The sequence below is a fragment of the Rhizobium sp. YJ-22 genome, from assembly GCF_029601685.1.
Taxonomy (GTDB): Bacteria; Pseudomonadota; Alphaproteobacteria; order Rhizobiales; family Rhizobiaceae; genus Metarhizobium.
Genome location: NZ_JARRIR010000002.1, coordinates 653,572 through 675,537, shown reverse-complemented (window position 1 = coordinate 675,537; position 21,966 = coordinate 653,572). Strand labels below are relative to the sequence as shown.

Sequence of the window (21,966 nt, the reverse complement as noted above, 5' to 3'; positions counted from 1 at the left end):
AAGCCATTCCTGAAACGGTGCGGGGTGTTTCGATGGTCCGGTTGGCGACGATTTCTCTGGCGGCGGCATGTGCCGTCGGCTTCTGCCATGGCGCATCGGCGGCGGACCTAGCCCCGGAAATCACCCTTGCCGAAGCCGGCACGGTCAGCGCCGGCACCGGGCCTTACCTGCGCGCCGATCTCGGCTTTGCCGGCTGGACCGCCGACGAGGATGCCGGTCTCGTCGATGGCGCCGGCACTTATCGCGGCTTCGACGAAGGACGCTTCTCCCATCCCGTCTCCTATGGAGTCGGCATCGGTTACCAGGTGACCGACGTGCTGCGCGCCGATGTCACCGTCGATACGTTCAAGGACCGGTTCGGCGCGGAGGGCAGTTGCGGCGTGGCCTGCTCGGCAAGCTATGGCGCAGATTATCGCGGCATCGGCGTCATGGCCAATGGCTATGTCGATCTGGCCACCATTGCCGGCTTCACGCCCTATCTCGGCGCCGGCCTGGGTGCGACGCGGCTGAAATGGTCGGATGCCGAGGCGACCTATACCTGCGGCGCGGTAAATTGCGGCGGCGAGTCCTTCGACGGCAATGCCGACTGGCGCTTCACCTACGCGCTGATGGCCGGCGTTTCCTATGCGCTGACCGACCGGGTCAAACTGGATCTGGGCTACCGCTACTCCGACATGGCCGGCGGCGATATGTTCCGGGCAGGCGCTGCCCGTGGCGAGGATGACGGCTTTGCCCGTCACGAATTCCGCGCCGGCGTGCGCGTCGCGCTCTGGTAAGAGTTGCTTCTTACGGCGTCACGCGCTCGATCAACCAGGAATAGCTTTTCGACACCACATGCGTCGGCCAGCGCACCACCGCGCCGCCTATCGAGGCGGCGCTGCTGCCGGCGCCGGAGACCAGCGTCATCGCATGGGCGATCAGCCCGGGCTCTTCCGCCTGCGCCACTGGCTGCGGGGCGTTTGCAGCCAGCGGCTGCGGCGCAGGGGCCGGTTTTGCCGCTGCGGTCTCTTGGGCCGCCTTCGCCTCGCGCTTCTCGCAAACGGCGACCACGCTTGGATAATTGACATTGCCGACGCGCGACAACTCCTTTTGCGAGGCGGCGTCGCACAGTTCCACCGACGCATATTGCTTCGGGGCGGTGGCGATGTAGTGGCATTGCGTGACGGCGTCGTCGCAGCCGAGAATCGTCATGGCAATCAGCGCGATCTGCATCCCTGTCTCCAAAGAGTCGATTATCCCTGTCACCTTTTGATGCGATCAAGGCGGCGCAAGCATGACGCGTCTGCGGCCTTTCCGGGGCATGCCGAGCTTTCCTGCCGGTGCCGGGCCTCTTGCGAAATTTTCGCAGGCGCTGCGAATTTCACTTGCGCCTCTGCGCCATTTTCTATAGCAACGGCGTCAGGACACTCCTCCCTAACGAGGAGCTACTATCTGGAAGGATAGATCATGACGACGACAGTGAAGCCGGACATCCGTCCGGGCAATACCCATTTTTCTTCTGGCCCCTGCTCGAAGCGTCCCGGTTGGTCGCTCGAAGCCCTGCAAGATGCAGCACTGGGCCGCTCCCACCGCGCAAAAATCGGCAAGACCAAGCTCAAGCTGGCGATCGACCTCACCCGTGAGGTTCTGAACGTGCCTGCCGATTATCGCATCGGCATCGTGCCGGCTTCCGACACCGGCGCCGTCGAAATGGCGCTTTGGTCGTTGCTGGGCCAGCGCGGCGTCGACATGGTCGCCTGGGAAAGCTTCGGCTCCGGCTGGGTTTCCGATGTCGTCAAGGAATTGAAACTTCCCGATGTTCGCAAGCTCTCCGCCGACTACGGCCAGCTTCCGGACCTTGCCAAGATCGATTTCGACCGCGACGTGGTCTTCACCTGGAACGGCACCACCTCCGGCGTGCGTGTGCCGAACGGCGATTTCATTCCCGCGGAACGCCAGGGCCTGACGATCTGCGACGCCACCTCGGCCGCTTTTGCCCAGGACATGGACTTTGCCAAGCTCGATGTCGTCACCTTCTCCTGGCAGAAGGTTCTGGGCGGCGAGGGCGCGCATGGCATTCTCATCCTCAGCCCCCGCGCCGTCGAGCGCCTGCAATCCTACGAGCCGGCCTGGCCGCTGCCGAAGATCTTCCGCCTGACCAAGGGCGGCAAGCTGATCGAAGGCATTTTTGCCGGCGAAACCATCAACACGCCCTCCATGCTCTGCGTCGAGGACTATATCGATGCGCTGCAATGGGCGAAGTCGATTGGCGGCCTCAAGGCCCTGTTCTCCCGTGCCGATGCCAATGCCAAGGTCATCTTCGATTTCGTCGAAGCCAATGACTGGATCGCCAATCTGGCCGTCGATCCGGCGACGCGGTCCAACACCTCGGTCTGCCTGAAGATCGTCGACACGGACGTCACCGCTCTCGACGCCGCCGGCCAGGCCGATTTCGCCAAGGGCGTCGTCGCCCTTCTCGAAAAGGAAGGCGTGGCCTTCGATATCGGCGCCTATCGCGACGCTCCCTCGGGTCTGCGCATCTGGGCCGGCGCCACGATCGAGACATCGGACATGCAGGCGCTGATGCCCTGGCTGACCTGGGCCTTCGAGACCCAGAAGGCGACCTTGGGCAAGGCTGCGGCCTGAGCCTCTCCTGCTTCGCCCTGATAGGGCGAAGCCTTTGATCTTCTTTTCCAATCGATAGAATTCTTGAGGAGGCCGTCATGGCACCGCGCGTACTCGTGTCCGACGAACTGTCGGAAACCGCCGTCCAGATTTTCCGCGATCGCGGCGTCGAAGTCGATTTCCAGCCGAAGCTCGGCAAGGACAAGGACAAGCTCGCCGAAATCATCGGCAATTACGATGGTCTCGCCATCCGCTCCGCCACCAAGGCGACCGAGAAACTGATTGCGGCGGCGACCAATCTCAAGGTCATCGGCCGCGCCGGCATCGGCGTCGACAATGTCGATATCCCCGCCGCCTCGCGCCGCGGTATCATCGTCATGAACACGCCCTTCGGCAATTCGATCACGACCGCCGAACACGCCATCGCGCTGATGTTCGCCGTCGCTCGCCAGCTTCCGGCCGCCGATACCTCGACGCAGGCCGGCAAGTGGGAAAAGTCGAAGTTCATGGGTGTCGAAATCACCGGCAAGACGCTCGGCGTCATCGGCGCCGGCAATATCGGCTCCATCGTCTGCTCGCGCGCCATCGGGTTGCGCATGAACGTTCTGGCCTATGACCCCTTCCTTTCGGCCGAGCGCGCCGAGGAAATGGGCGTCACCAAGGTGGAACTGGACGAGCTGCTCGCCCAGGCCGATTTCATCACCCTGCATGTGCCGATGACCGACAAGACGCGCGGCATTCTCTCCCGCGAGGCGCTGGCCAAGACCAAGCCCGGCGTGCGCATCGTCAATTGCGCCCGCGGCGGTCTCGTCGATGAGGCGGCTCTGGCCGATGCCATCAAGTCCGGTCATGTCGCCGGCGCCGGTTTCGACGTCTTCGAGGTCGAGCCTGCCACCGAAAGCCCGCTTTTCGGCTTGGCCAACGTCGTCTGCACGCCGCATCTCGGCGCCTCCACCACGGAAGCCCAGGAAAACGTCGCGCTTCAGGTCGCCGAGCAGATGTCGGATTACCTGATGAAGGGCGCGGTTTCCAACGCCATCAACATGCCCTCGATCACTGCGGACGAAGCGCCGCGCCTGAAGCCGTTCATCAGGCTTGCGGACGTGCTCGGCGCCTTCGTCGGCCAGGTGACGGAAAGCGCGATCAAGGAAATCGAGATCCTCTATGACGGCGCCACCGCCGGCATGAACACCAAGGCGCTGACGTCGGCGCTGCTCGCCGGCCTCATCCGCCCGCAGGTGGCGGACGTCAACATGGTTTCGGCCCCGGTGATGATCAAGGAAAAGGGGGTCATCCTTTCCGAGGTCAAGCGCGACAAGACCGGCGTCTATGACGGCTACATCAAGTTGACGGTGAAGACCGCCAACCAGACCCGTTCGGTTGCCGGCACCGTGTTCTCTGATGGCAAGCCGCGCTTCATCCAGATCAAGGGCATCAACATGGATGCCGATGTCGGTCCGCACATGATCTACATCACCAATACCGACGTGCCCGGTATGATCGGCTTCATGGGCACCACGCTCGGCGAAGCCAAGGTCAACATCGCCAACTTCCAGCTCGGCCGCGAAAAGGAAGGCGGCGACGCCATCGCGCTTCTTTATGTCGACGGTCCGGTCTCCGAGGAGGTGCTGGAAAAGCTGCGCGCCAATCCGGCGATCCGCCAGGCGAAGCTGTTGAGCTTCAACATCGATTGATCGGTCGAAGTCCTTTGCATCGAAGCCCGGTCGTCCGTCAGGACGGCCGGGTTTTGTCGTTGAAAGCCGGTTGCTCTTGCGCCGTCGCCCCTTCCTTTCTATATCCGGGCGACAATTTGCCTCCGGCCCGAGGGCCGGTTATGATTTCCTCATGACATCCCGTGGAAAAGGCCCATTGCCGACCACGAAGACAAGGATTGGCGGAAAGCCCCGTGAATACGCTCGATTTCGACAAGAGGCCGGAGGATACGCGCGTCGTCGTCGCCATGTCCGGCGGCGTGGACAGTTCCGTTGTCGCCGGTATTCTCAAGCGCGAGGGCTATGACGTTCTCGGCATCACGCTGCAGCTCTACGATCACGGCGCGGCCGTGCATCGCGCCGGCTCCTGCTGCGCGGGGCAGGATATCGACGATGCCCGCCGCGTCTGCGAAACGCTCGGCATTCCCCACTACGTGCTGGATTACGAGGCGCGCTTCCGCGAAACCGTGATCAATCCTTTCGCCGAAAGCTATATTGCCGGCGAAACCCCGATCCCCTGCGTCGCCTGCAACCAGACCGTCAAGTTCGCCGATCTGCTGGCGACGGCGAAGGAGCTTGGGGCTGACGCGCTGGCGACCGGCCATTACATCCGTTCGCGCCCCAACCCGACAGCGAATGCGCCGGGCCGGCGCAGCCTGCACCGGCCGATCGATAGTGATCGCGACCAGAGCTATTTCCTGTTCGCGACCACGCAGGAGCAGATCGATTACCTGCGCTTTCCGTTGGGACATCTCTCCAAGGCCGAAACGCGGGAACTGGCCGAAGAGATGGGGCTGGTCGTCGCCAAAAAGGCCGACAGCCAGGACATCTGTTTTGTGCCGCAGGGCAAATATTCCGATATCGTCGCCAAGCTGAAGCCGAACGCGGCGCTCTCGGGCGAGATCGTCCATCTCGACGGCCGCGTGCTCGGCCGCCATGACGGCATTTTGCATTACACCATCGGCCAACGGCGCGGCATCGGCATCGCCACTGGTGAGCCGCTCTATGTCGTCTATCTCGACGCCCGCTCGCGCCGCGTCATCGTCGGTCCGAAGGAGGCGCTGGAAACCCATCGCGTCTACCTGCGCGACGTCAACTGGCTGGGCGACGAGGCGCTGGAGATCGATGCGGCCGAAGGTTTCGCCTGCTTTGCCAAGGTGCGCTCGACGCGCCCGCCCGCGCCGGCAATCCTGCATGCCGATCAACGCGGCGTCTATGTCGACCTGACGGTCGGTGAGGCCGGCGTCGCCTCCGGCCAGGCCTGCGTGCTCTATTCGGCTGAAGGACCGGACGCCCGCGTCTTTGGCGGCGGGTTCATCGACCGCTCGGAACGCTCGATGGAAGCCGAAGCATCGCTGCAGGCCATCCTCTCGACACCGGCCGCAGCCTGAGACCGCTCCTCCGGGCCTGTTCCCAAGGCCTGGAAAAAACCATGATTTTTTCTGGAAAACCATGCTTGACACCAATGTGAAAGCCGCCTTATAAGCCGCTCATCGCACCACGGCGACGCCTTCAACGGCTTCGCAGCGACAGGTTGGCGGGGTAGCTCAGGTGGTTAGAGCAGCGGAATCATAATCCGCGTGTCGGGGGTTCAAGTCCCTCTCCCGCTACCAAGTCTTTAAAGTCGCCATGCGTCGGATGGTCGAGCCGGGTCGTATCCCTTCTATTTCATTTGATGATCCTCGTCTGATCGGCGAAGCTGTGCGCCTGGATGACAGTTCCCGATGGATGCGGCGAGGGCGAGAGTGATGCCGGGTGAGCGTGAAAAGATGGCGGCGGGGGAGTGGTATTGCTGCCTCGATCCGGAACTCGACGCGTTGCGCGATGCGGCGCGGGTCGCTTGCCATGTGCAGAACACGATGCCGCCGGGGGAGCGAGGAGCGATGGCGGCAGGGCTTCGGTCGCTTTTGGGAGGTGTGGGCGAAGGGGCTTATCTGGAGGCTCCGTTTCACTGCGCCTATGGGTTCAATCTGTTCCTCGGGGAAAGCGTCTATCTGAATGCCGGCTGCGTGGTTCTCGACAATGCGCGGGTGACGATCGGGGATCGTTCGATGCTGGGGCCGGCCGTACAGATCTATTGTGCCGATCATCATCGCGATCCGCTGTTGCGCAGCCGTGGGATGGAACGGGCGCGACCGGTCACGCTCGGCCAGGATGTCTGGATCGGCGGCGGGGCGATCCTGCTCGGCGGCATCACCATCGGCGATGGCGCTATCGTCGGGGCCGGCTCGCTGGTGACCCGCGATGTCGCGGCGGGCACGACGGTTGCCGGAAACCCGGCCAGGCCGATCGTCCGGCGCGATTGACGGCGGATCGCGCTGCGTTCCGTCGCAGCGGCGTGCAATTTTTCTGGGCATGAATTCGGCATCGGGTTGGTAAGGTATGAGCCTTGCCGCGACGGCGCTCTTACCGCCCGTAAAACTCCCGATACCAGTCGATGAATTTCGCCACGCCCTCTTCGAGGCCGATCTGCGGGTGAAAACCGGTGAGGGCATGCAGGAGGTCGGGAGAGGCATAGGTGCGGGGGACGTCGCCCTGTTGCATAGGCAGCATGTTGCGCAGCGCCGGGCGGCCAAGCGCCGCTTCGACGGTTTCGACGAAGCGCATCAGTTCGACCGGCTGGCCGCCGCCGATGTTGACGATGCGGAAGGGCGCCTGTGGGGAAAGCGTGTCGGTGACGCCGGGGGCGGTGACGCGGGTTTCCTCGCTCGGAATGATGTCGGCAAGGCGCAGGATGCCTTCCACGAGATCGTCGATATAGGTGAAGTCGCGGCTCATGCGGCCTTCGCCATAGATGTCGATCGGCCGTCCGTTGAGAATGGCGTCGACGAACTTGAACAGCGCCATGTCCGGCCGTCCCCAGGGGCCGTAGACGGTGAAGAAGCGGAAGGCGGTCGTGGGCACCTTGTAGAGATGCGCATAGCTGTGCGCCATCAGTTCCATGGATTTCTTCGAGGCCGCATAAAGCGTCATCGGCTCGTCGGCGCGGTCGCTTTCGGCAAAGGGGATCTTCTCGTTGGCGCCGTAGATCGACGAGGTCGAGGCGAGCAGCAGGTGGCGCGGGGCGATCGCCTTCGCCAGTTCCAGCATGTTCCAGGAGCCGATGAGGTTGGACTCCACATAGGCCCTCGGATTTTCGAGGCTGTAGCGGACGCCGGCCTGCGCTGCTAGGTGGATGATGATGTCTGGCTCGGCAAGTTCGGCTGCCCGTTCCAATGCGCCGGCATCCTCCAGCATGCCGATGACCGGGCGAAAACCGTTGGAGCGCGCGAGGCGCGCGTGGCGTTCTTCCTTCAGCGCCGGATCGTAATAGTTGGTCATGCCGTCGAAACCGACGACGAAATGGCCCTCGTCCAGCAGGCGTTTCGCCAGGTGGAAACCGATGAAGCCTGCCGTGCCCGTGATCAGATAACGCATGAATGCCCCGCCCGCCGTGAACATCCCCTATGCCCGATGCCGGCCGGCATGACAATGCGCGCTTTTGTCCGTGCGGCAAGCGTCGTCGACAACAGTCGTGATTTCGCAATCGAAAGCCTATATGGGGATGACCCTATGCTTTATCGCATTTCCGCATGGAAAACTGTTGCGCCCTTTTCCTTGGAAATGCTCTGGAAGGTATCGACTGCGATGAAGATTACGATGATCGGCTCTGGCTATGTCGGCCTGGTTTCCGGCGCCTGTTTTGCGGATTTCGGCCATGATGTCACCTGCGTCGACAAGGATGCGGGCAAGATCGAGGCGTTGAAGGCCGGCCGGATTCCGATCTTCGAACCCGGCCTCGATGGGCTGGTGGCGGCCAATGTCGCGGCCGGGCGGCTTGCTTTCTCCACCGATATCGCCACCTGCGTGCGCGAGGCCGATGTGGTGTTCATCGCGGTGGGTACGCCCTCGCGGCGGGGCGACGGCCATGCGGATCTGAGCTATGTCTATGGCGCAGCCCGCGAAATCGCCGAGAATGTCAGCGGCTTCACCGTCGTCGTCACCAAGTCGACCGTGCCGGTCGGCACTGGCGACGAGGTCGAGCGCATCATGCGCGAAACGAACCCTGAAGCCGATATCGCCGTGGTCTCGAACCCGGAATTCCTGCGCGAGGGCGCTGCGATCGACGATTTCAAGCGGCCGGACCGCATCGTCGTCGGTCTGGACGACGAGCGGGCGCGGGCGGTGATGACCGAAGCCTACCGGCCGCTCTACCTCAACCAGGCGCCGCTGCTGTTCACCACGCGCCGCACCTCGGAACTGATCAAATATGCCAGCAATGCCTTTCTGGCGCTGAAGATCACTTTCATCAACGAGATGGCCGATCTCTGCGAAAAGGTCGGTGCCAATGTGCAGGAAGTGGCGCGCGGCATCGGGCTCGATGGGCGCATCGGCCCGAAATTTCTCCATGCCGGGCCGGGCTACGGTGGCTCCTGCTTTCCCAAGGACACGCTGGCGCTGGTCAAGACGGCGCAGGACTACGATTCGCCGGTGCGGCTGATCGAGACCACCGTCGCCGTCAACGACAACCGCAAGCGCGCCATGGGCCGCAAGATCATCCATGCGGTCGGCGGCGACGTGCGCGGCAAGCGCATCGCCGTGCTCGGCCTCACTTTCAAGCCGAACACCGACGACATGCGCGACAGCCCGGCGATCGCCATCATCCAGGCGCTGCAGGATGCCGGCGCGGCGATCGTCGCCTACGACCCCGAGGGCATCGACAATGCCCGCAAGCTGATCGAGGGCGTCGATTACGCCGACAATGCCTATCACGCCAGCGAAGGCGCGGATGCGGTGGTGATCGTTACCGAATGGAACCAGTTCCGGGCGCTGGATTTTACGCGGCTGAAGACGGTGATGAAGGCGCCGATCCTCATCGACCTGCGCAATATCTACCGGCCGGAAGAGGTCGCCCGCCACGGTTTCAGCTATACCAGCGTCGGACGTGCCGACTGATCGGGCCCGATGGCGATTTCGCGGGGCGGCCTCGCGGACACATCCGCGCTGCGGATGACCCGGCGGCCAGCCTCTCAAGGATCGATCAGCGGCACATGCGGAGCAGCCTCGCGGGCAATGACCCCGCTCAGGCGCGGATCGTCCATCACCTCCACCAGCGTGGCATAGGGAACGAAGCCGGAGCGGCGGTAGAAAGAGAGCGCAGCGGGATGGTCGAGATGGCAGGTATGGACCCAGAAGCGCCGGATCGGCGCGGTCCAGGCTTTTGTGATCGCCTGTTCCATCAGGAAACGGCCGGCGCCCTGGCCAATCGCATCCGCCACCAGGCCGAAGAAGGCCAGTTCGCAATCCCCCTCCTGCCGGAAATCCAGTTCCAGCAGCCCGGCCTGGCGCTCGCCGTCTATCAACATGAAGATCTCGACCTTCCCGTCGTTGAGGATCGCTTCCAGCTCGGCATCCGGCATCACCAGCCGCGACACCCACATCCATTCCGCGCCGATGCGGCGAAACAGCGCTCGGTAGGCCTCGATCGACGGCTTCCAGCGCTCCAGCCGCAGCGAGCCGGCACGAAGGTCGCGTGGCGCGGGACGGGCATGCATTTCGAGGCAGGTGACGACGGTCGCCACCTTGCCGGCGGGAACGGCGGAAAAGCCTATCGGCAGCACCGGAATGTCGTTCATGGCAGCAGCTCCCTTCGCGCAGGATCGAATTTTCGTCGGCGCTACGGGTCGAGCATTGGCGGGCGCATTTGTCAATTGCACGTGGCGTGCCGAGAGCCGCAAAAAAGGGGCGACCTGAAAAACGGGCCGCGGTTCCTCGTGAACCGCGGCCCTCTTCGCCTGTCTCCGCATCGACTGGCGAACATGGCTAATCTGTAAAGTTTTCCTTAAATGCCGGCAATTGGAGGAAATCACCTGTAAATCTCTGGCGTCTTGCTGCCCGGGATGTGCCTGCATACCGGGCGCAATCGTTGCCAGACCGCCGGGATGCTCTTGTTTCGGCAGAGAAAATTTCCGTGAATGCGCCGGATTTTCGCCTTTGTTTGCCCAAACTCCTGCGAAAAGCTCCTGGTCGTCGGTGGCTGCGGGTGGCCGGAAGCGACAGGGGCGAAACGGTCGAGGAATGCGGGTGCCGGGCGAAATCGAAACCTTCCGTTATGTGGCGTTCGAAATCACGGATGCGGGGGAGGTGTTGCAGATGTTTGCACCGCGCCGGGCGGAAAATCGCGACCACGCGATCCGCGCCGCGATGGTGCTGGCCGAAACCTATGCGGGCGCCGCCGCCTGGCGCATGCATGGCGATGGCGGTCAGCCGGAAGTTCTGTTTTCGCGGGGCGCCATCGGTTCGCTGGATGAGGCGTCGTAGGTTCGAACGGTAAATTCGTCGCCGTAGTTTTTCACACGTCTTGGCAAGACTGTGTTATGTGTGGTTCATGTCGCCTGCGCGCATGTCCGTCAACAATTCAAAGAGTGCCTTTTGCTTACCGAGATTCTGATCGTCATCTTCCTCACCGTTCTCAACGGTGTGCTGGCTATGTCCGAGCTGGCGGTGGTCTCCTCCCGAACGGCACGATTGAAGGTTCTCGCCGATCAGGGCAATCGCGGTGCGGCGATCGCCATCCGGCTGGCGGAGGATCCCGGCCGCTTCCTGTCGACGGTTCAGATCGGCATCACGCTGGTCGGCATTCTCTCCGGCGCCTTTTCAGGCGCCACGCTCGGCTCGCGCTTTTCGCAATGGCTGCTGGCGCAGGGCGTCAGCCCCAGCCTGTCGGATGCGCTGGGCGTCGGCACGGTCGTCGTCGTCATCACCTATCTGTCGTTGATCGTCGGCGAACTCGTGCCGAAGCAGATCGCGTTGCGCGACCCGGAAGCGATTGCCGCCCGCGTCTCTCCGACCATGAGCCTGATGTCGAAATTCGGCGCGCCGCTCGTCTGGCTGCTGGATCGCTCCGGCCGGCTGGTGCTGTTGCTGCTCGGCCAGAGCGGCGCTTCCAGCGACAAGGTCACTGACGAGGAAATCAAGACCGTGCTGGCCGAAGCCCATAGCGCCGGCGTCATCGAAACCGAGGAATCGGCGATGATCTCCGGCGTCATGCGCCTGGCCGACCGCACGGCTCGGGCGCTGATGACGCCGCGCCGCGAGGTCGAGGTGATCGACATCGAGGACGATTTCGAGGAGATTCGCGCTCAGCTTCGCTCCACCAACCGCTCGCGCCTGCCGGTGCGCAACGGCAGTTCCGACGAGATTCTCGGTGTCATCTTCGTCAAGGACGCCTATGACGCCTTCTTCCTGCGCAACGAGCGCGACGTACGCGCCGTGATGCGCGAGGTGCCTGTCGTCTCGGATCTGACCAGCGCCATCGACGTCATCCAGGCGTTGCGAAAATCGACCGTGCATCTGGTGCTGGTCTATGACGAATATGGTCATTTCGAAGGCATCATCACCTCGGGCGACGTGCTGGAGGCGATCACCGGCGTCTTCCAGGAAAGCGAAGCCGAGGAGCCGGCGATGGTGGCGCGCGAGGACGGCTCCTATCTGGTGGCCGGCTGGATGCCGATCGACGAATTCGCCGACCAGATGGGCTTCAATCCCGGCGAAGACCCGGAATTCGAAACCGTCGCCGGCCTGGTGCTGGCCGAATTGCGCCGTCTGCCGGAACTGGGCGAACATTTCACCAAGAACGGTTGGCGTTTCGAGGTCATCGACCTCGACGGCCGCCGCATCGACAAGATCCTGCTTTCCAGGGCGGAATGAGCCGCGTCGCCTGTCACGGAACGGTACAAAACGCAGCTTCGATAAAATTGTAGCGATTTACTTAAACGCGTTGCAAAGCCCCGGCGCTATTGTCTCTTTCACGGGAGAACGAAGCGCCCCGCGGCGCATGGTTCTTCATCCTCTCGAATTCGGCGGCTGGTCTGCTGAAGTGACTGCCTGAAGCCTGGCACGGTCTGCGACGCCCTTTGTCCCTTGGGCGAGCGCAAGACCGTGCCCTTTTTTCGTTTATCTCAGGTTCAGCGTGGCCGCCCGCGTTCGGCAATCGCAATGCCGCCGAGCGCCAGCGCCAGCGCGATGACATGGAAGAGTTGCAGCGGTTCGCCGACCATCAGCGAGATCAGCGTGCCGAAGACCGGCACGAGATTGATGAACAGCCCGGCGCGATTGGCGCCGATGCCTTCGACGCCGAGGATGAACAGCACTTGGGCGATCAGCGAGGCGAAGATGCTGGTCCACAGCGCGATCGCCCAACCTTCGGCATCCGGCCAGGTCACCGCGCCGGCGGCGATTTCCCAGCCGACCAGCGGCAGCGCGGCCAGCATGGCGCCGAAAGCCGAAAGCGTCATGACGCTTTTCCAATGCACCGCCGGGCGCCAGCGCAGCAGGATCGTGTAGGCGGCATAGGCGACGATGGCGAGCAGCATCAGCGCATCGCCGCGATTCAGCTCCAGGCTGAGGATGCGCGGCAGGTCGCCATGGGTGGCGGTCAGCGCCACGCCGAGCAGCGCCATGGCAAAGCCGGCGATCTGCGCCAGCGACACACGGGTGCGAAACAGCAGGAAATTACCGAGGAAGATCAGAGCGGGAATGCCCGCCTGCTCGATGGCGACATTGGTCGCGGAGGTATAGAGCACGGCGCTGTAGAGAAAGGCGTTGAAGCCGGTATAGCCGATGACGCCGAGCAGCATCAGCAAGGCCCACTGCCGCTTCATGGCCGGCCAATCTTCCTTCAGTTGCGGCAACCAGATGATGACGGCGATCACGAAGGCCAGCGTCCAGCGCCAGAAGGTCAGCATCATCGGGCTGACGTGGCCTATGGCGATTTTGCCGGCCACGGCATTGGCGCCCCAGCACAAAGTCGCGATGATAAGGTAAACATAGGAGCGGGCGGACAAGGGGCGACTTCCTGCAGCGGGGACGTATCGGGGCGTGCGCAGAAATAGAGCGGCGCAATCGGTTTTGTCACGCAAAAAGCCAAATGTCGCATTCAAATAGGGTCGCTTTCCGTCCCGCAAACCAGTATAGATGCGCGGGTTTGAGATGGCGCAGAGGCGCTCCAGCAACAGGAAATTGGTAAATGACGAGTGTCGTGGTTGTCGGTTCGCAGTGGGGAGACGAAGGCAAGGGCAAGATTGTCGACTGGCTTTCGGAACGCGCCGAGGTGATCGTGCGCTACCAGGGCGGCCACAATGCGGGCCATACCCTCGTCATCGACGGCACCAGCTACAAGCTGGCGCTGCTGCCCTCCGGCCTGGTGCGCGGCAAGCTTTCGGTGATCGGCAACGGCGTCGTCGTCGATCCCCATCACTTCGTCACCGAGGTCGAGAAGCTGCGCGCGCAGGGCGTGGCGGTGACGCCGGAGGTGCTGCGCATCGCCGACAACGCGCCGCTCATCCTGTCGCTGCACCGCGATCTCGACGGCTTGCGCGAAGACGCCGCCTCCAGCAACGGCACCAAGATCGGCACCACGCGCCGCGGCATCGGCCCGGCCTATGAGGACAAGGTCGGCCGCCGCGCCATCCGCGTCATCGACCTGACCGAGCCGGAAACCCTGCGCCCGAAGATCGAGCGTCTGCTGACCCATCACAATGCCCTGCGTCGCGGCATGGGCCTGCCCGAAATCTCGGTCGAATCGATCGAGGAAGAGCTGACCTCGGTCGCCGCGCACATCCTTCCGTATATCGACCGTGTCTGGGACCTGCTGGCCGAGCAGCGCAAGGCGGGCGCGCGCATCCTGTTCGAAGGCGCGCAAGGGGCGTTGCTTGACAACGACCACGGCACCTATCCTTTCGTCACCTCGTCGAACACTGTCGCCGGTCAGGCTTCGGCCGGCTCGGGCCTCGGTCCGACGGCGATTTCCTACGTGCTCGGCATCACCAAGGCCTATACCACCCGCGTCGGCGAGGGGCCGTTCCCCTGCGAACTCGACGACGAGATCGGCAAGCATCTCTCGACGGTCGGGCGCGAGGTCGGCGTCAACACCGGCCGTCCGCGCCGTTGCGGCTGGTTCGATGCCGTGCTGGTGCGCCAGACGGTCAAGACCTCGGGCATCACCGGCATCGCGCTGACCAAGCTCGATGTCCTCGACGGGCTGGACGAACTGAAAATCTGCGTCGGCTACAGGCTCGACGGCAAGGAAATCGACTACCTGCCGGCGAGCCAGGGCGCGCAGGCCCGCGTCGAGCCGATCTACATCACGCTCGAAGGCTGGAAGGAATCGACGGTCGGCGCCCGCAAATGGGCCGATCTTCCGGCACAGGCAATCAAATATGTCCGCCAGGTCGAGGAACTGATCGGCGCGCCGGTGGCGCTCTTGTCGACCAGCCCCGAGCGCGAGGACACGATACTTGTGACCGACCCGTTTGAGGGATAATCTCGCGGCGCTTCGAGTCAGAATAACTTGGTCGGCGGCACGCCGATACTCATGAGAAAGACCTGATGGCAGATTTTGCAGCAGTCATTCGGCGCGCCGTGGATGGGCTGGCCGAAAATACTCCAGAGATGCGGGTGAAGGTTTACGAAAAGGCGCGCGGAGCCGTCCAGCGCCAGCTCGAAAGCATGAAGCCGCGCCCGCCGGAAGACATGTTGCGCCGCCAGCTCGACAAGCTCGAGCTGGCGATCACCGAGGTCGAGAATGAACATGCCGAGGCCTTGCCCGCATCCGGCGAGGACGAGGAAGACCTTTCCGATCAGGACGATGCGGCGGCCTGGGAGGAGACGTCTTCCGAGGCGGACGAGGCCGAACAGCAGGACGAGGAAACGCCCTCCGACGAGCCCGAGGCTCTGGAGGACGAGGACGAGACCTATGTCGCGGTCGAGCCCATGCCACAGCCCGAGCCGCCCGTTCATGCGCAAGAGCCGGAACAGGCTGCACCGGCCGAAGAAGCCCGCGAGCCCTGGGACGAACCCGTCGAGCAGCCGCAGGAGCCGGCCGAGGAGCAATCCTCGACCGGCATGGTGCCCGACGACCGTCAGATCGGCCTGTGGCAGGAGCCGCTGCCGGAAGAGGTGTCCGCGCCCGAACCGGTTCGGGAAGAGACCGTCTATGCCGAGGCGCACGAGGAAACGATCGAGCCTGCCGCCGCCGAGCCGCAGCGTGAGCCCTGGGAAATTGCCCATGAGGCCGCCGCCACGCCGTCTGCCCCGGTCGCCGACGAGGCCTGGCAGGACGAGCCGGAGCCGCTGGCCATCGACGCCCCGCAGCCCGTCGAGCCGGAACCCGAAGCGGCGGCGGTCGCCGAGGCCGAGATCGACACCGCGCCGCGCCCTTATCTCGCCGATCCGCTTCTCGACGGGCTGACCGATCACGAGCCACTGCTGCATGCCGGCCGGGATTTCAGCGTCTCCGGCCATTTCGAGCCGGAAGTGCTGACCGCTGCCCCCAGCGTCGACAGCCCGTCGGAGCCGGCGCCGCAGCCGGAACCTGAATCGGCTCCCGGCAAGGACGAAACCTCGCCTGCGGCCCCTGAGCCGGCGGCGCAGCAACCGGCGATGCCGCAGGCGCTCGACCTGCTGGATTGGGATGAGAGCGCCTTTGACGCGCCGCAGGCCGCAACACCGCAAGTCGCTGCGCCCGACAGTCCGGCCGCCAAGTCGGCAGCGACCGGCGCGCCAAAGCCGGCCTCGACGCTGGATGACGGCTGGAGCGAATTCGACGACCTGATGTCGCCAACCGGCCGCAGCCATGCGCGCACGGCCGATGCTGGCGGGCTTGGCGATGCCGCCGTCGGCGCGCCGACCGTTGCGCCGATCTCCTACCGGGCCGAACCGAAGCGCCGCAATTACAAGGGCATTTTCACCGGCGTGCTGCTCGTTGCCCTTCTCGGTGGCGCCGGTTACGGCGGGTGGCTCTATCGCGATCGCATCGTCGAACTGGCCAAGAGCATGGTCAAGACCGGTCCGGCGCTGCCGGAAACCGCGCAGAAGCCGGCGACGACGCCGGCTGCCAACAATGGCACTGCATCGTCGACCACCGCGCCGGCCAACGGCACTGCCGTCAATGCCGGTGCCTCGAACGGCACGGAAGTCGCCTCCGCCGGCAATACCCAGCCGGAGATCACCAAATTCACGCAGCGCCTGCTGGCGGATGGCAGCGAGAAGGATTCCGGCCCGGCGCAGGTCGCCGGCCAGCCGTCCGCGACCGAAGGCAAGTCGGTCGCCGAGCAGAACGTCGCCGCCAATGTGCCGCCGCCGGCAACCGCCGGCACGCCGACCGCCCAGACGCAAACGCCGACGGCGCCGCAGACGCAGCCCGCCCAGCAGACGCCGCCTGCCGTTCCCGGCCAGGGCGGCAAGATGTTCCTCTATGAAGAACGTCTCGGCCAGTCGGTCCCGACCGCGATCAGCGGCAGCGTCACCTGGTCGCTGCAGGAGGAAGCCGGCGAGAACGGCAAGCCGGAGCCGACCGTGCAGGCGCAGATCAATGTGCCGGAGCGCGGCCTTTCGGCGCTGATGACCTTCAAGCGCAATGCCGATCCGTCGCTGCCGGCGAGCCATCTGGTGGAGATCGTCTTCTCGCTGCCCCCGAATTTCGAGGGCGGCGCCATCGACAGCGTCCAGCGCATCGCCATGAAGACGACCGAGCAGGATCGCGGCAATCCGCTGATCGCCGTGCCGGCCAAGATCACCGACGATTTCCACATGATCGCCCTCAACGATTTCCCGGAGGCGCGCGCCACCAATCTCGAACTGCTGCGCACCCGCAACTGGATCGACATGCCGGTGACCTACCGCAACGGCCGCCGGGCGTTGCTGACCCTGGAAAAAGGCCAGGCCGGCACGGACGCGTTCAACAAGGCCATTCAGGCCTGGAACGCGCTCGGTCCCGTCAGCGCCGACCAGTAACCGGAGGCGCCGGCATGATACGGATCGCCGTCAAGAGGGATGAAGCGGCGATCCGGGCCTGCGCCGAATGCGCCTATGCCCGCTATGTCGCTGCCATCGGCCGCAAGCCGGCGCCGATGACCGCCGATTATGCCGCCCAGATCGCCGCTGGAGACATCCATGTGGCGGTGGATGCCGAAGACAGGCTGCAGGGCTTCATCGCCTTCTTTCCCGAGGACGATCATGTCCTTCTCGAAAATGTCGCGGTGCTGCCGGCGGCGGCCGGGCAGGGGATCGGCAAATCCCTGATCCTTTTCTGCGAGGATACGGCCCGCGCCCGGGGCTTTGGCGCAGTGCGTCTCTATACAAATGAAAAGATGGTGGACAATCTCTCGATCTATCCCCGGCTTGGCTATGTCGAGATCGACCGGCGCGTGGAAGACGGGTTCGGTCGTGTCTATTTCGAGAAGGATCTGACACTGACCGTATAAGATAAAAACCCTCGCGAAGCCGGCTCCGCGAGGGTTTTTTGAATAGAGTGCCGCCGGCATGGATGCCGGCTAAGCCCTTACGCGGTCGCGTCCACCACGCGCAGCGCATTGGCGCGTTCGAGCGCATCCTTGCGCACGGCCTCCTGGACCTTTTCGAAGGCGCGGACCTCGATCTGGCGCACGCGTTCGCGGCTGATGTCGAACTCGGAGGAGAGTTCCTCCAGCGTCACCGGGTCTTCCGCGAGGCGACGGGCCTCGAAGATGCGGCGTTCGCGGTCGTTCAGCACGCCCATGGCGCGGGCCAGCATCCGCCGACGCGTGTCCAGTTCGTCCTGCTCGATCAGCACGGCTTCCTGGCTGTCGTGGTCGTCGACCAGCCAATCCTGCCACTGGCCGGAATCACCTTCCGAAGCCTTGATCGGCGCATTCAGCGAAGCGTCGCCGGAGAGGCGGCGATTCATCGAGACGACCTCTTCCTCGCTGACGTTCAGCTTGTTGGCGATCTCGGTGACGTGCTCCGGCTTCAGGTCGCCGTCGTCGATGGCCTGGATGCGGCCCTTGAGGCGGCGCAGGTTGAAGAACAGGCGCTTCTGGTTGGCGGTCGTGCCCATCTTCACCAGCGACCAGGATCGCAGGATATACTCTTGAATCGACGCCTTGATCCACCACATGGCATAGGTGGCCAGGCGGAAGCCGCGCTCGGGATCGAACTTCTTGACGGCCTGCATCAGGCCGACATTGCCTTCGGAGACGACTTCGCCGATCGGCAGGCCATAGCCGCGATACCCCATGGCAATCTTCGCCACGAGGCGCAGGTGGCTGGTCACGAGCTTATGGGCGGCGTTGCGGTCGCCATGCTCCTGGTAACGCTTGGCCAGCATGTATTCTTCCTGCGGCTCAAGCATCGGAAATTTACGAATTTCATCGAGATAGCGGTTGAGGCCGCCTTCTCCGGCAGTGATCGACGGCAATGAATTGCGGGCCATGATTGCGCCCCCCTTTCGAGATCTTCGGCCCCTCCGGACGGAAAATCCATCCTCTCCGAGCAGGCCTTTTCAAGCACAGGTCTATCCGACCCCGCACTTTTCCAATGTACAGATAAGTACGGCATAAAAGCGATTCAAGTTTCACGGCGCATCACAAGGCCGTTATTCGCAAGCCCGCGAAAGCGGCGCTCAGCCGCTCATGGCGGGAATCTTTTCCCGGTTCTGCGCCCGCCAGCGGCGGCGCAAGGCGTGCCCATGGGCCGCGAACGACATGTCCAGCGGCTCGCAGCGCTCGATCCGATCATGGCGAAAATGCCGGAAGTCGCCACGCAATTCGCAGTAAGCCGCCAGCAACAGGCAATCGACATAATAGAGCATGGCGAGCGGGCAGACAATGCGTTCCGTGACGCGGTCCTCGGCGTCGCGATAGGCAAGCCGCACCTTGCGTTCGTCGCGGATCGCCCGGCGCAGGAGCCGGGCCTCGGTGGCGCCCGGCGGGATCGCGTGCCAGCCGGAAACCAGCGTGCCGCCGAGATCGAGGCAGGGACCGCCCGGTGGCGCGGCGTCGGCGATCTTGGCGAGCGCGCTTTCGCCGGCCGCCGCCAGCAGCGCATCGCCGGTGCGCCCGACGAGCGAAAGGCCGACGACGATCGCCTCCATCTCGTCGGCGGTGAAGCGCATCGGCGGCAGATCGAGAGCGCCGCGCAGCAGATAGCCGATGCCGGCTTCACCCTCGACCGGGACGCCGGATGCCTGAAGTGCGGCAATATCGCGATAGATGGTGCGACGCGTGACTTCCAGCCGCGTCGCCATGCTTTGCGCCGTCAGCGGCGCGCGCGCGGCGCGCAGCATCTGCACGATCTCGAACATCCGCACCGTTCGCGCCATCGCCGCCTCCCGGCCTACAAATTCCGTCTGGGATTAAACCCTGCTGACACCGCGTTGTCAGCAGCAATCTGCTATGACGGGCTTTGTCTGCTTTCTCGTATCGGTCCGCGCATGAAATTGTCCAGCTACACCCTCGGCCTCGTTCTGGTGGCGGTCTCCACCGTGCTGCTCAGCACGGCCGGCCTGATGACCCGGCTGATTACCATGGATACGGCAACGATCCTGTTCTGGCGCGGCGTCTGGGGCGGCGGCGCGGTGGCGCTGCTGATGCTGGTGCGCTCGCCGCGCCGGACGGTGCTGGATTTTCGCCGGCTGGGCCTGCCGGGCTGGGCGATCGTCGTGGTCACCACGGCCAGCATGAGCCTGTTCATCGCCGCCCTGCATCGCACCAGCGTCGCACATGTGGCGATCATCTTCGCCACCGCGCCGCTGATCGCGGCGGCTCTGGGTTTTCTGTTCCTGCGGGAAAAACCGGGCGCCGGCGCCATCGTCGCCAGCTTCGCGGCGCTGGCCGGCGTCGGGCTGATGGTCGGCACGGGTGAGGGCGGCGGTCTTCTGGGTGATGCGCTGGCGCTGATGATGACGCTGTGCATCGTTGTCAACACGCTGCTGGCCCGACGCTATCCCGATATGCCGATGCTGGCGATCGCCACCCTTTCGGCATTGCTCGGCTCGCTGCTTGCGGCTCCCTTCGCCACACCCATCAACTGGCCGGTGCAGGAAATCTGGGTGGTCGCCTTGTTCGGCATTTTCGGTTTTGCCGCCGGCCTGGCGCTGATGCTGATCGGCGCGCGGCTGCTGCCGCCGGTCGAGACCTCGCTGGTCGGGGCGCTGGATGCGCCGCTGGCGCCCTTCTGGGTCTGGCTGGTGTTCGGCGAGTTGCTGGACCGCATGACGCTGATCGGCGGCGGACTGGTGATGGCCGCCGTCTGCCTGCATGTGCTGGCCGATTTCGGCGGCCGGCGGCGCGCCGCTTCTGCCGCCGCCGAATGTTCCGGGATCAATCCTTGAGAGCGTCGATTAATCTTTGCATGTCTTCCGGCATCGGCGCCTCGAAATGCATGACCTCGCCGGTACGTGGATGCTCGAACTGCAGCAGGAAGGCGTGAAGCGCCTGCCGGTCGAACAGGGCAACGACAGCGCGGGCGGAATCCGGCAGCAGGTTCGCCTTGGTCTTGAAGGCGGCGCCGTAATCGGCGTCACCGATCAGCGGATGGCCGATATGGGCCATATGCACGCGGATCTGATGCGTGCGGCCGGTTTCCAGCCGGCATTCCACCAGCGAGGCCAGCGACGTCGCATCCGGGCGCTCGTGAAACCGCTCGATCACCTCGAAATGCGTGATCGCCTCGCGCGCATCCTCGCTCTGCTCGCGCTTGACGGCGCGCTTGGTGCGGTCGGCGCCGCGGCCGAGCGGCGCGTCGATGGTGCCGTGCAACTGGCGCGGCCGGCCCCAGACGACGGCCTGATAGGCGCGCTCCAGCGGGCCGGTGCGGCCGTGATCGGCGAACTGGTCGGCGAGATGGCGGTGGGCGGCGTCGTTCTTGGCGACGACCATGACGCCGGTCGTGTCCTTGTCGAGGCGGTGGACGATGCCGGGGCGGCGCACGCCGCCGATGCCGGAGAGGCTGTCGCCGCAATGGTGGATCAGGGCATTCACCAAGGTTCCGGTCCAGTTGCCCGCGCCCGGATGCACGACGAGCCCGGCCGGCTTGGCGATGACGATCAGATCCTCGTCCTCGTAGAGCACGTCGAGGGGAATGTCCTCGCCCTGCGGTTCGGGATCAAGCGGTTCCGGCAGGTCGATGACAATGAGGTCGCCGGGGCGGACCTTGCGTTTCGGCTCGATCTTGGCGACGCCGTTGATCGAGACCGCGCCTTCCTCGATCAGCGACTTGATGCGGTTGCGCGAAAATTCGCCCTCCAGCATCGTCGCCAGCCAGGCATCGAGGCGGCCTTCAGCGGTTTCGTCCGCTTCCAGGACTTTTCTATTGGCTTCGCCTTGTTTAAAGGGTTCGTTCATTCACGTCATCCCGTGTGTCATCCACCGGTGCTCTGGCTTGCTGGCCTCTCCCCGGTTTCGGCGTCTGCGTCGGGGAAGGCATTGTTCCTTGCGGCCGTCATGAACCGAGACTCGACCCATGTCAAATGTCGAACCAGACGAACAGGAAGAAAAGCCGCTCGATCCGGCGATGGAAAATGTCCGCCGCAAGATGGTGCGCCTTCAGCTCGTTTCCGCCGGCATCATGGGCGTGCTGCTGATGGCCGTGCTGGTGACCATCGGCTACAAGCTGACACGCTCCTCCGCGCCGGCCGCAGCCCCGGTCACGGCCGGCGGCCTTGCCATCCCCTCCGACGAGCCGCTGAAGGCGATGGCCAACCTGCCGGCGGGCTTCGTCATCGATAATACCAGCCTGTCGGGCGCCCAGATCCTGTTTACCGGCCGTCTGGCGGACGGAAAGCGCAAGGCGCTGGTCTTCGACATCGCCGTCGGGCGCATCGTCGCCGATATCGACATCGCCGGCAACTGAC

20 protein-coding genes and 1 tRNA gene are annotated in these 21,966 nt (G+C 64.2%); 14 read left to right on the top strand and 7 right to left on the bottom strand.

Annotated features, from left to right (window positions below; genetic code table 11):
• Nucleotides 1-41 precede the first annotated feature (41 nt).
• A complete protein-coding gene (locus P7F60_RS07915; RefSeq protein ID WP_277917158.1) occupies nucleotides 42-776 on the top strand; it encodes an outer membrane protein in 735 nt (244 codons plus the stop codon).
• A gap of 10 nt (nucleotides 777-786) precedes the next feature.
• Here P7F60_RS07915 and P7F60_RS07910 read toward each other — a convergent pair whose 3' ends face one another.
• The gene (locus tag P7F60_RS07910; protein ID WP_277917157.1) at nucleotides 787-1,212 is read right to left on the bottom strand and encodes a hypothetical protein; all 426 of its coding nucleotides are present in this window, start codon (nucleotides 1,210-1,212) and stop codon (nucleotides 787-789) included.
• 234 nt (nucleotides 1,213-1,446) lie between these two features.
• Between P7F60_RS07910 and P7F60_RS07905 the strand changes: the two genes are divergently transcribed.
• The 5 genes from P7F60_RS07905 (at nucleotide 1,447) to P7F60_RS07885 (ending at nucleotide 6,622) form a co-directional block, all read left to right on the top strand.
• Nucleotides 1,447-2,625: a phosphoserine transaminase gene (locus tag P7F60_RS07905; protein WP_277917156.1), complete on the top strand. Its 1,179-nt coding sequence runs from the start codon at nucleotides 1,447-1,449 to the stop codon at nucleotides 2,623-2,625.
• Between the two features lie 77 nt (nucleotides 2,626-2,702).
• Nucleotides 2,703-4,298, top strand: coding sequence for a phosphoglycerate dehydrogenase (gene serA / locus P7F60_RS07900; protein ID WP_277917155.1), 1,596 nt, complete (start codon nucleotides 2,703-2,705; stop codon nucleotides 4,296-4,298).
• Between the two features lie 212 nt (nucleotides 4,299-4,510).
• Nucleotides 4,511-5,707, top strand: coding sequence for a tRNA 2-thiouridine(34) synthase MnmA (gene mnmA, locus P7F60_RS07895; protein WP_277917154.1), 1,197 nt, complete (start codon nucleotides 4,511-4,513; stop codon nucleotides 5,705-5,707).
• 145 nt (nucleotides 5,708-5,852) lie between these two features.
• Nucleotides 5,853-5,929, top strand: a tRNA-Met gene (locus P7F60_RS07890).
• 135 nt (nucleotides 5,930-6,064) lie between these two features.
• The gene (locus P7F60_RS07885) at nucleotides 6,065-6,622 is read left to right on the top strand and encodes a sugar O-acetyltransferase (RefSeq protein WP_277917153.1); all 558 of its coding nucleotides are present in this window, start codon (nucleotides 6,065-6,067) and stop codon (nucleotides 6,620-6,622) included.
• A 100-nt stretch (nucleotides 6,623-6,722) separates the two neighbouring features.
• Here P7F60_RS07885 and P7F60_RS07880 read toward each other — a convergent pair whose 3' ends face one another.
• On the bottom strand, nucleotides 6,723-7,733 hold the full coding sequence (locus P7F60_RS07880) for an NAD-dependent epimerase (RefSeq protein WP_277917152.1): 1,011 nt from the start codon (nucleotides 7,731-7,733) through the stop codon (nucleotides 6,723-6,725).
• A gap of 210 nt (nucleotides 7,734-7,943) precedes the next feature.
• On the opposite strand from P7F60_RS07880, the gene P7F60_RS07875 reads away from it, so the two are divergent.
• The gene (locus tag P7F60_RS07875) at nucleotides 7,944-9,251 is read left to right on the top strand and encodes a UDP-glucose/GDP-mannose dehydrogenase family protein (protein WP_277917151.1); all 1,308 of its coding nucleotides are present in this window, start codon (nucleotides 7,944-7,946) and stop codon (nucleotides 9,249-9,251) included.
• 74 nt (nucleotides 9,252-9,325) lie between these two features.
• Here the strand turns inward: P7F60_RS07875 and P7F60_RS07870 are convergent, their stop codons facing one another.
• Entirely contained in the window at nucleotides 9,326-9,931 is a 606-nt protein-coding gene (locus P7F60_RS07870; protein ID WP_277917150.1) for a GNAT family N-acetyltransferase, read from the bottom strand.
• A 448-nt stretch (nucleotides 9,932-10,379) separates the two neighbouring features.
• On the opposite strand from P7F60_RS07870, the gene P7F60_RS07865 reads away from it, so the two are divergent.
• Both P7F60_RS07865 and P7F60_RS07860 read left to right on the top strand, forming a co-directional pair.
• Entirely contained in the window at nucleotides 10,380-10,616 is a 237-nt protein-coding gene (locus P7F60_RS07865) for a hypothetical protein (RefSeq protein ID WP_277917149.1), read from the top strand.
• 126 nt (nucleotides 10,617-10,742) lie between these two features.
• A complete protein-coding gene (locus P7F60_RS07860) occupies nucleotides 10,743-12,005 on the top strand; it encodes a hemolysin family protein (protein ID WP_347276857.1) in 1,263 nt (420 codons plus the stop codon).
• A gap of 257 nt (nucleotides 12,006-12,262) precedes the next feature.
• Here P7F60_RS07860 and P7F60_RS07855 read toward each other — a convergent pair whose 3' ends face one another.
• Nucleotides 12,263-13,141 carry a DMT family transporter gene (locus tag P7F60_RS07855; RefSeq protein WP_277917147.1) on the bottom strand — a complete coding sequence of 293 codons (879 nt, stop codon included), beginning with the start codon at nucleotides 13,139-13,141 and terminating at the stop codon, nucleotides 12,263-12,265.
• A 182-nt stretch (nucleotides 13,142-13,323) separates the two neighbouring features.
• Here P7F60_RS07855 and P7F60_RS07850 point away from each other — a divergent pair, with 182 nt between their 5' ends.
• The 3 genes from P7F60_RS07850 (at nucleotide 13,324) to P7F60_RS07840 (ending at nucleotide 17,560) form a co-directional block, all read left to right on the top strand.
• Entirely contained in the window at nucleotides 13,324-14,619 is a 1,296-nt protein-coding gene (locus tag P7F60_RS07850; protein WP_277917146.1) for an adenylosuccinate synthase, read from the top strand.
• Between the two features lie 65 nt (nucleotides 14,620-14,684).
• On the top strand, nucleotides 14,685-17,090 hold the full coding sequence (locus P7F60_RS07845; RefSeq protein ID WP_277917145.1) for a hypothetical protein: 2,406 nt from the start codon (nucleotides 14,685-14,687) through the stop codon (nucleotides 17,088-17,090).
• A 14-nt stretch (nucleotides 17,091-17,104) separates the two neighbouring features.
• Nucleotides 17,105-17,560 carry a GNAT family N-acetyltransferase gene (locus tag P7F60_RS07840; RefSeq protein WP_277917144.1) on the top strand — a complete coding sequence of 152 codons (456 nt, stop codon included), beginning with the start codon at nucleotides 17,105-17,107 and terminating at the stop codon, nucleotides 17,558-17,560.
• 77 nt (nucleotides 17,561-17,637) lie between these two features.
• On the opposite strand, the gene rpoH is transcribed toward P7F60_RS07840, so the two are convergent.
• On the bottom strand, nucleotides 17,638-18,546 hold the full coding sequence (gene rpoH / locus P7F60_RS07835; protein WP_277917143.1) for an RNA polymerase sigma factor RpoH: 909 nt from the start codon (nucleotides 18,544-18,546) through the stop codon (nucleotides 17,638-17,640).
• A 189-nt stretch (nucleotides 18,547-18,735) separates the two neighbouring features.
• Nucleotides 18,736-19,434: a YafY family protein gene (locus P7F60_RS07830; protein ID WP_277917142.1), complete on the bottom strand. Its 699-nt coding sequence runs from the start codon at nucleotides 19,432-19,434 to the stop codon at nucleotides 18,736-18,738.
• Nucleotides 19,435-19,545: 111 nt separating this feature from the next.
• On the opposite strand from P7F60_RS07830, the gene P7F60_RS07825 reads away from it, so the two are divergent.
• Nucleotides 19,546-20,445, top strand: coding sequence for a DMT family transporter (locus P7F60_RS07825; RefSeq protein ID WP_277917141.1), 900 nt, complete (start codon nucleotides 19,546-19,548; stop codon nucleotides 20,443-20,445).
• On the opposite strand, the gene P7F60_RS07820 is transcribed toward P7F60_RS07825, so the two are convergent.
• Nucleotides 20,435-21,457 (bottom strand): RluA family pseudouridine synthase, encoded by a 1,023-nt coding sequence (locus P7F60_RS07820; RefSeq protein ID WP_277917140.1) that lies wholly within the window; start codon nucleotides 21,455-21,457, stop codon nucleotides 20,435-20,437. The two genes, P7F60_RS07825 and P7F60_RS07820, sit on opposite strands and share 11 nt — an antisense overlap.
• 118 nt (nucleotides 21,458-21,575) lie before the next feature.
• Between P7F60_RS07820 and P7F60_RS07815 the strand changes: the two genes are divergently transcribed.
• Nucleotides 21,576-21,965: a hypothetical protein gene (locus P7F60_RS07815; RefSeq protein ID WP_277917139.1), complete on the top strand. Its 390-nt coding sequence runs from the start codon at nucleotides 21,576-21,578 to the stop codon at nucleotides 21,963-21,965.
• Nucleotide 21,966 lies beyond the last annotated feature (1 nt).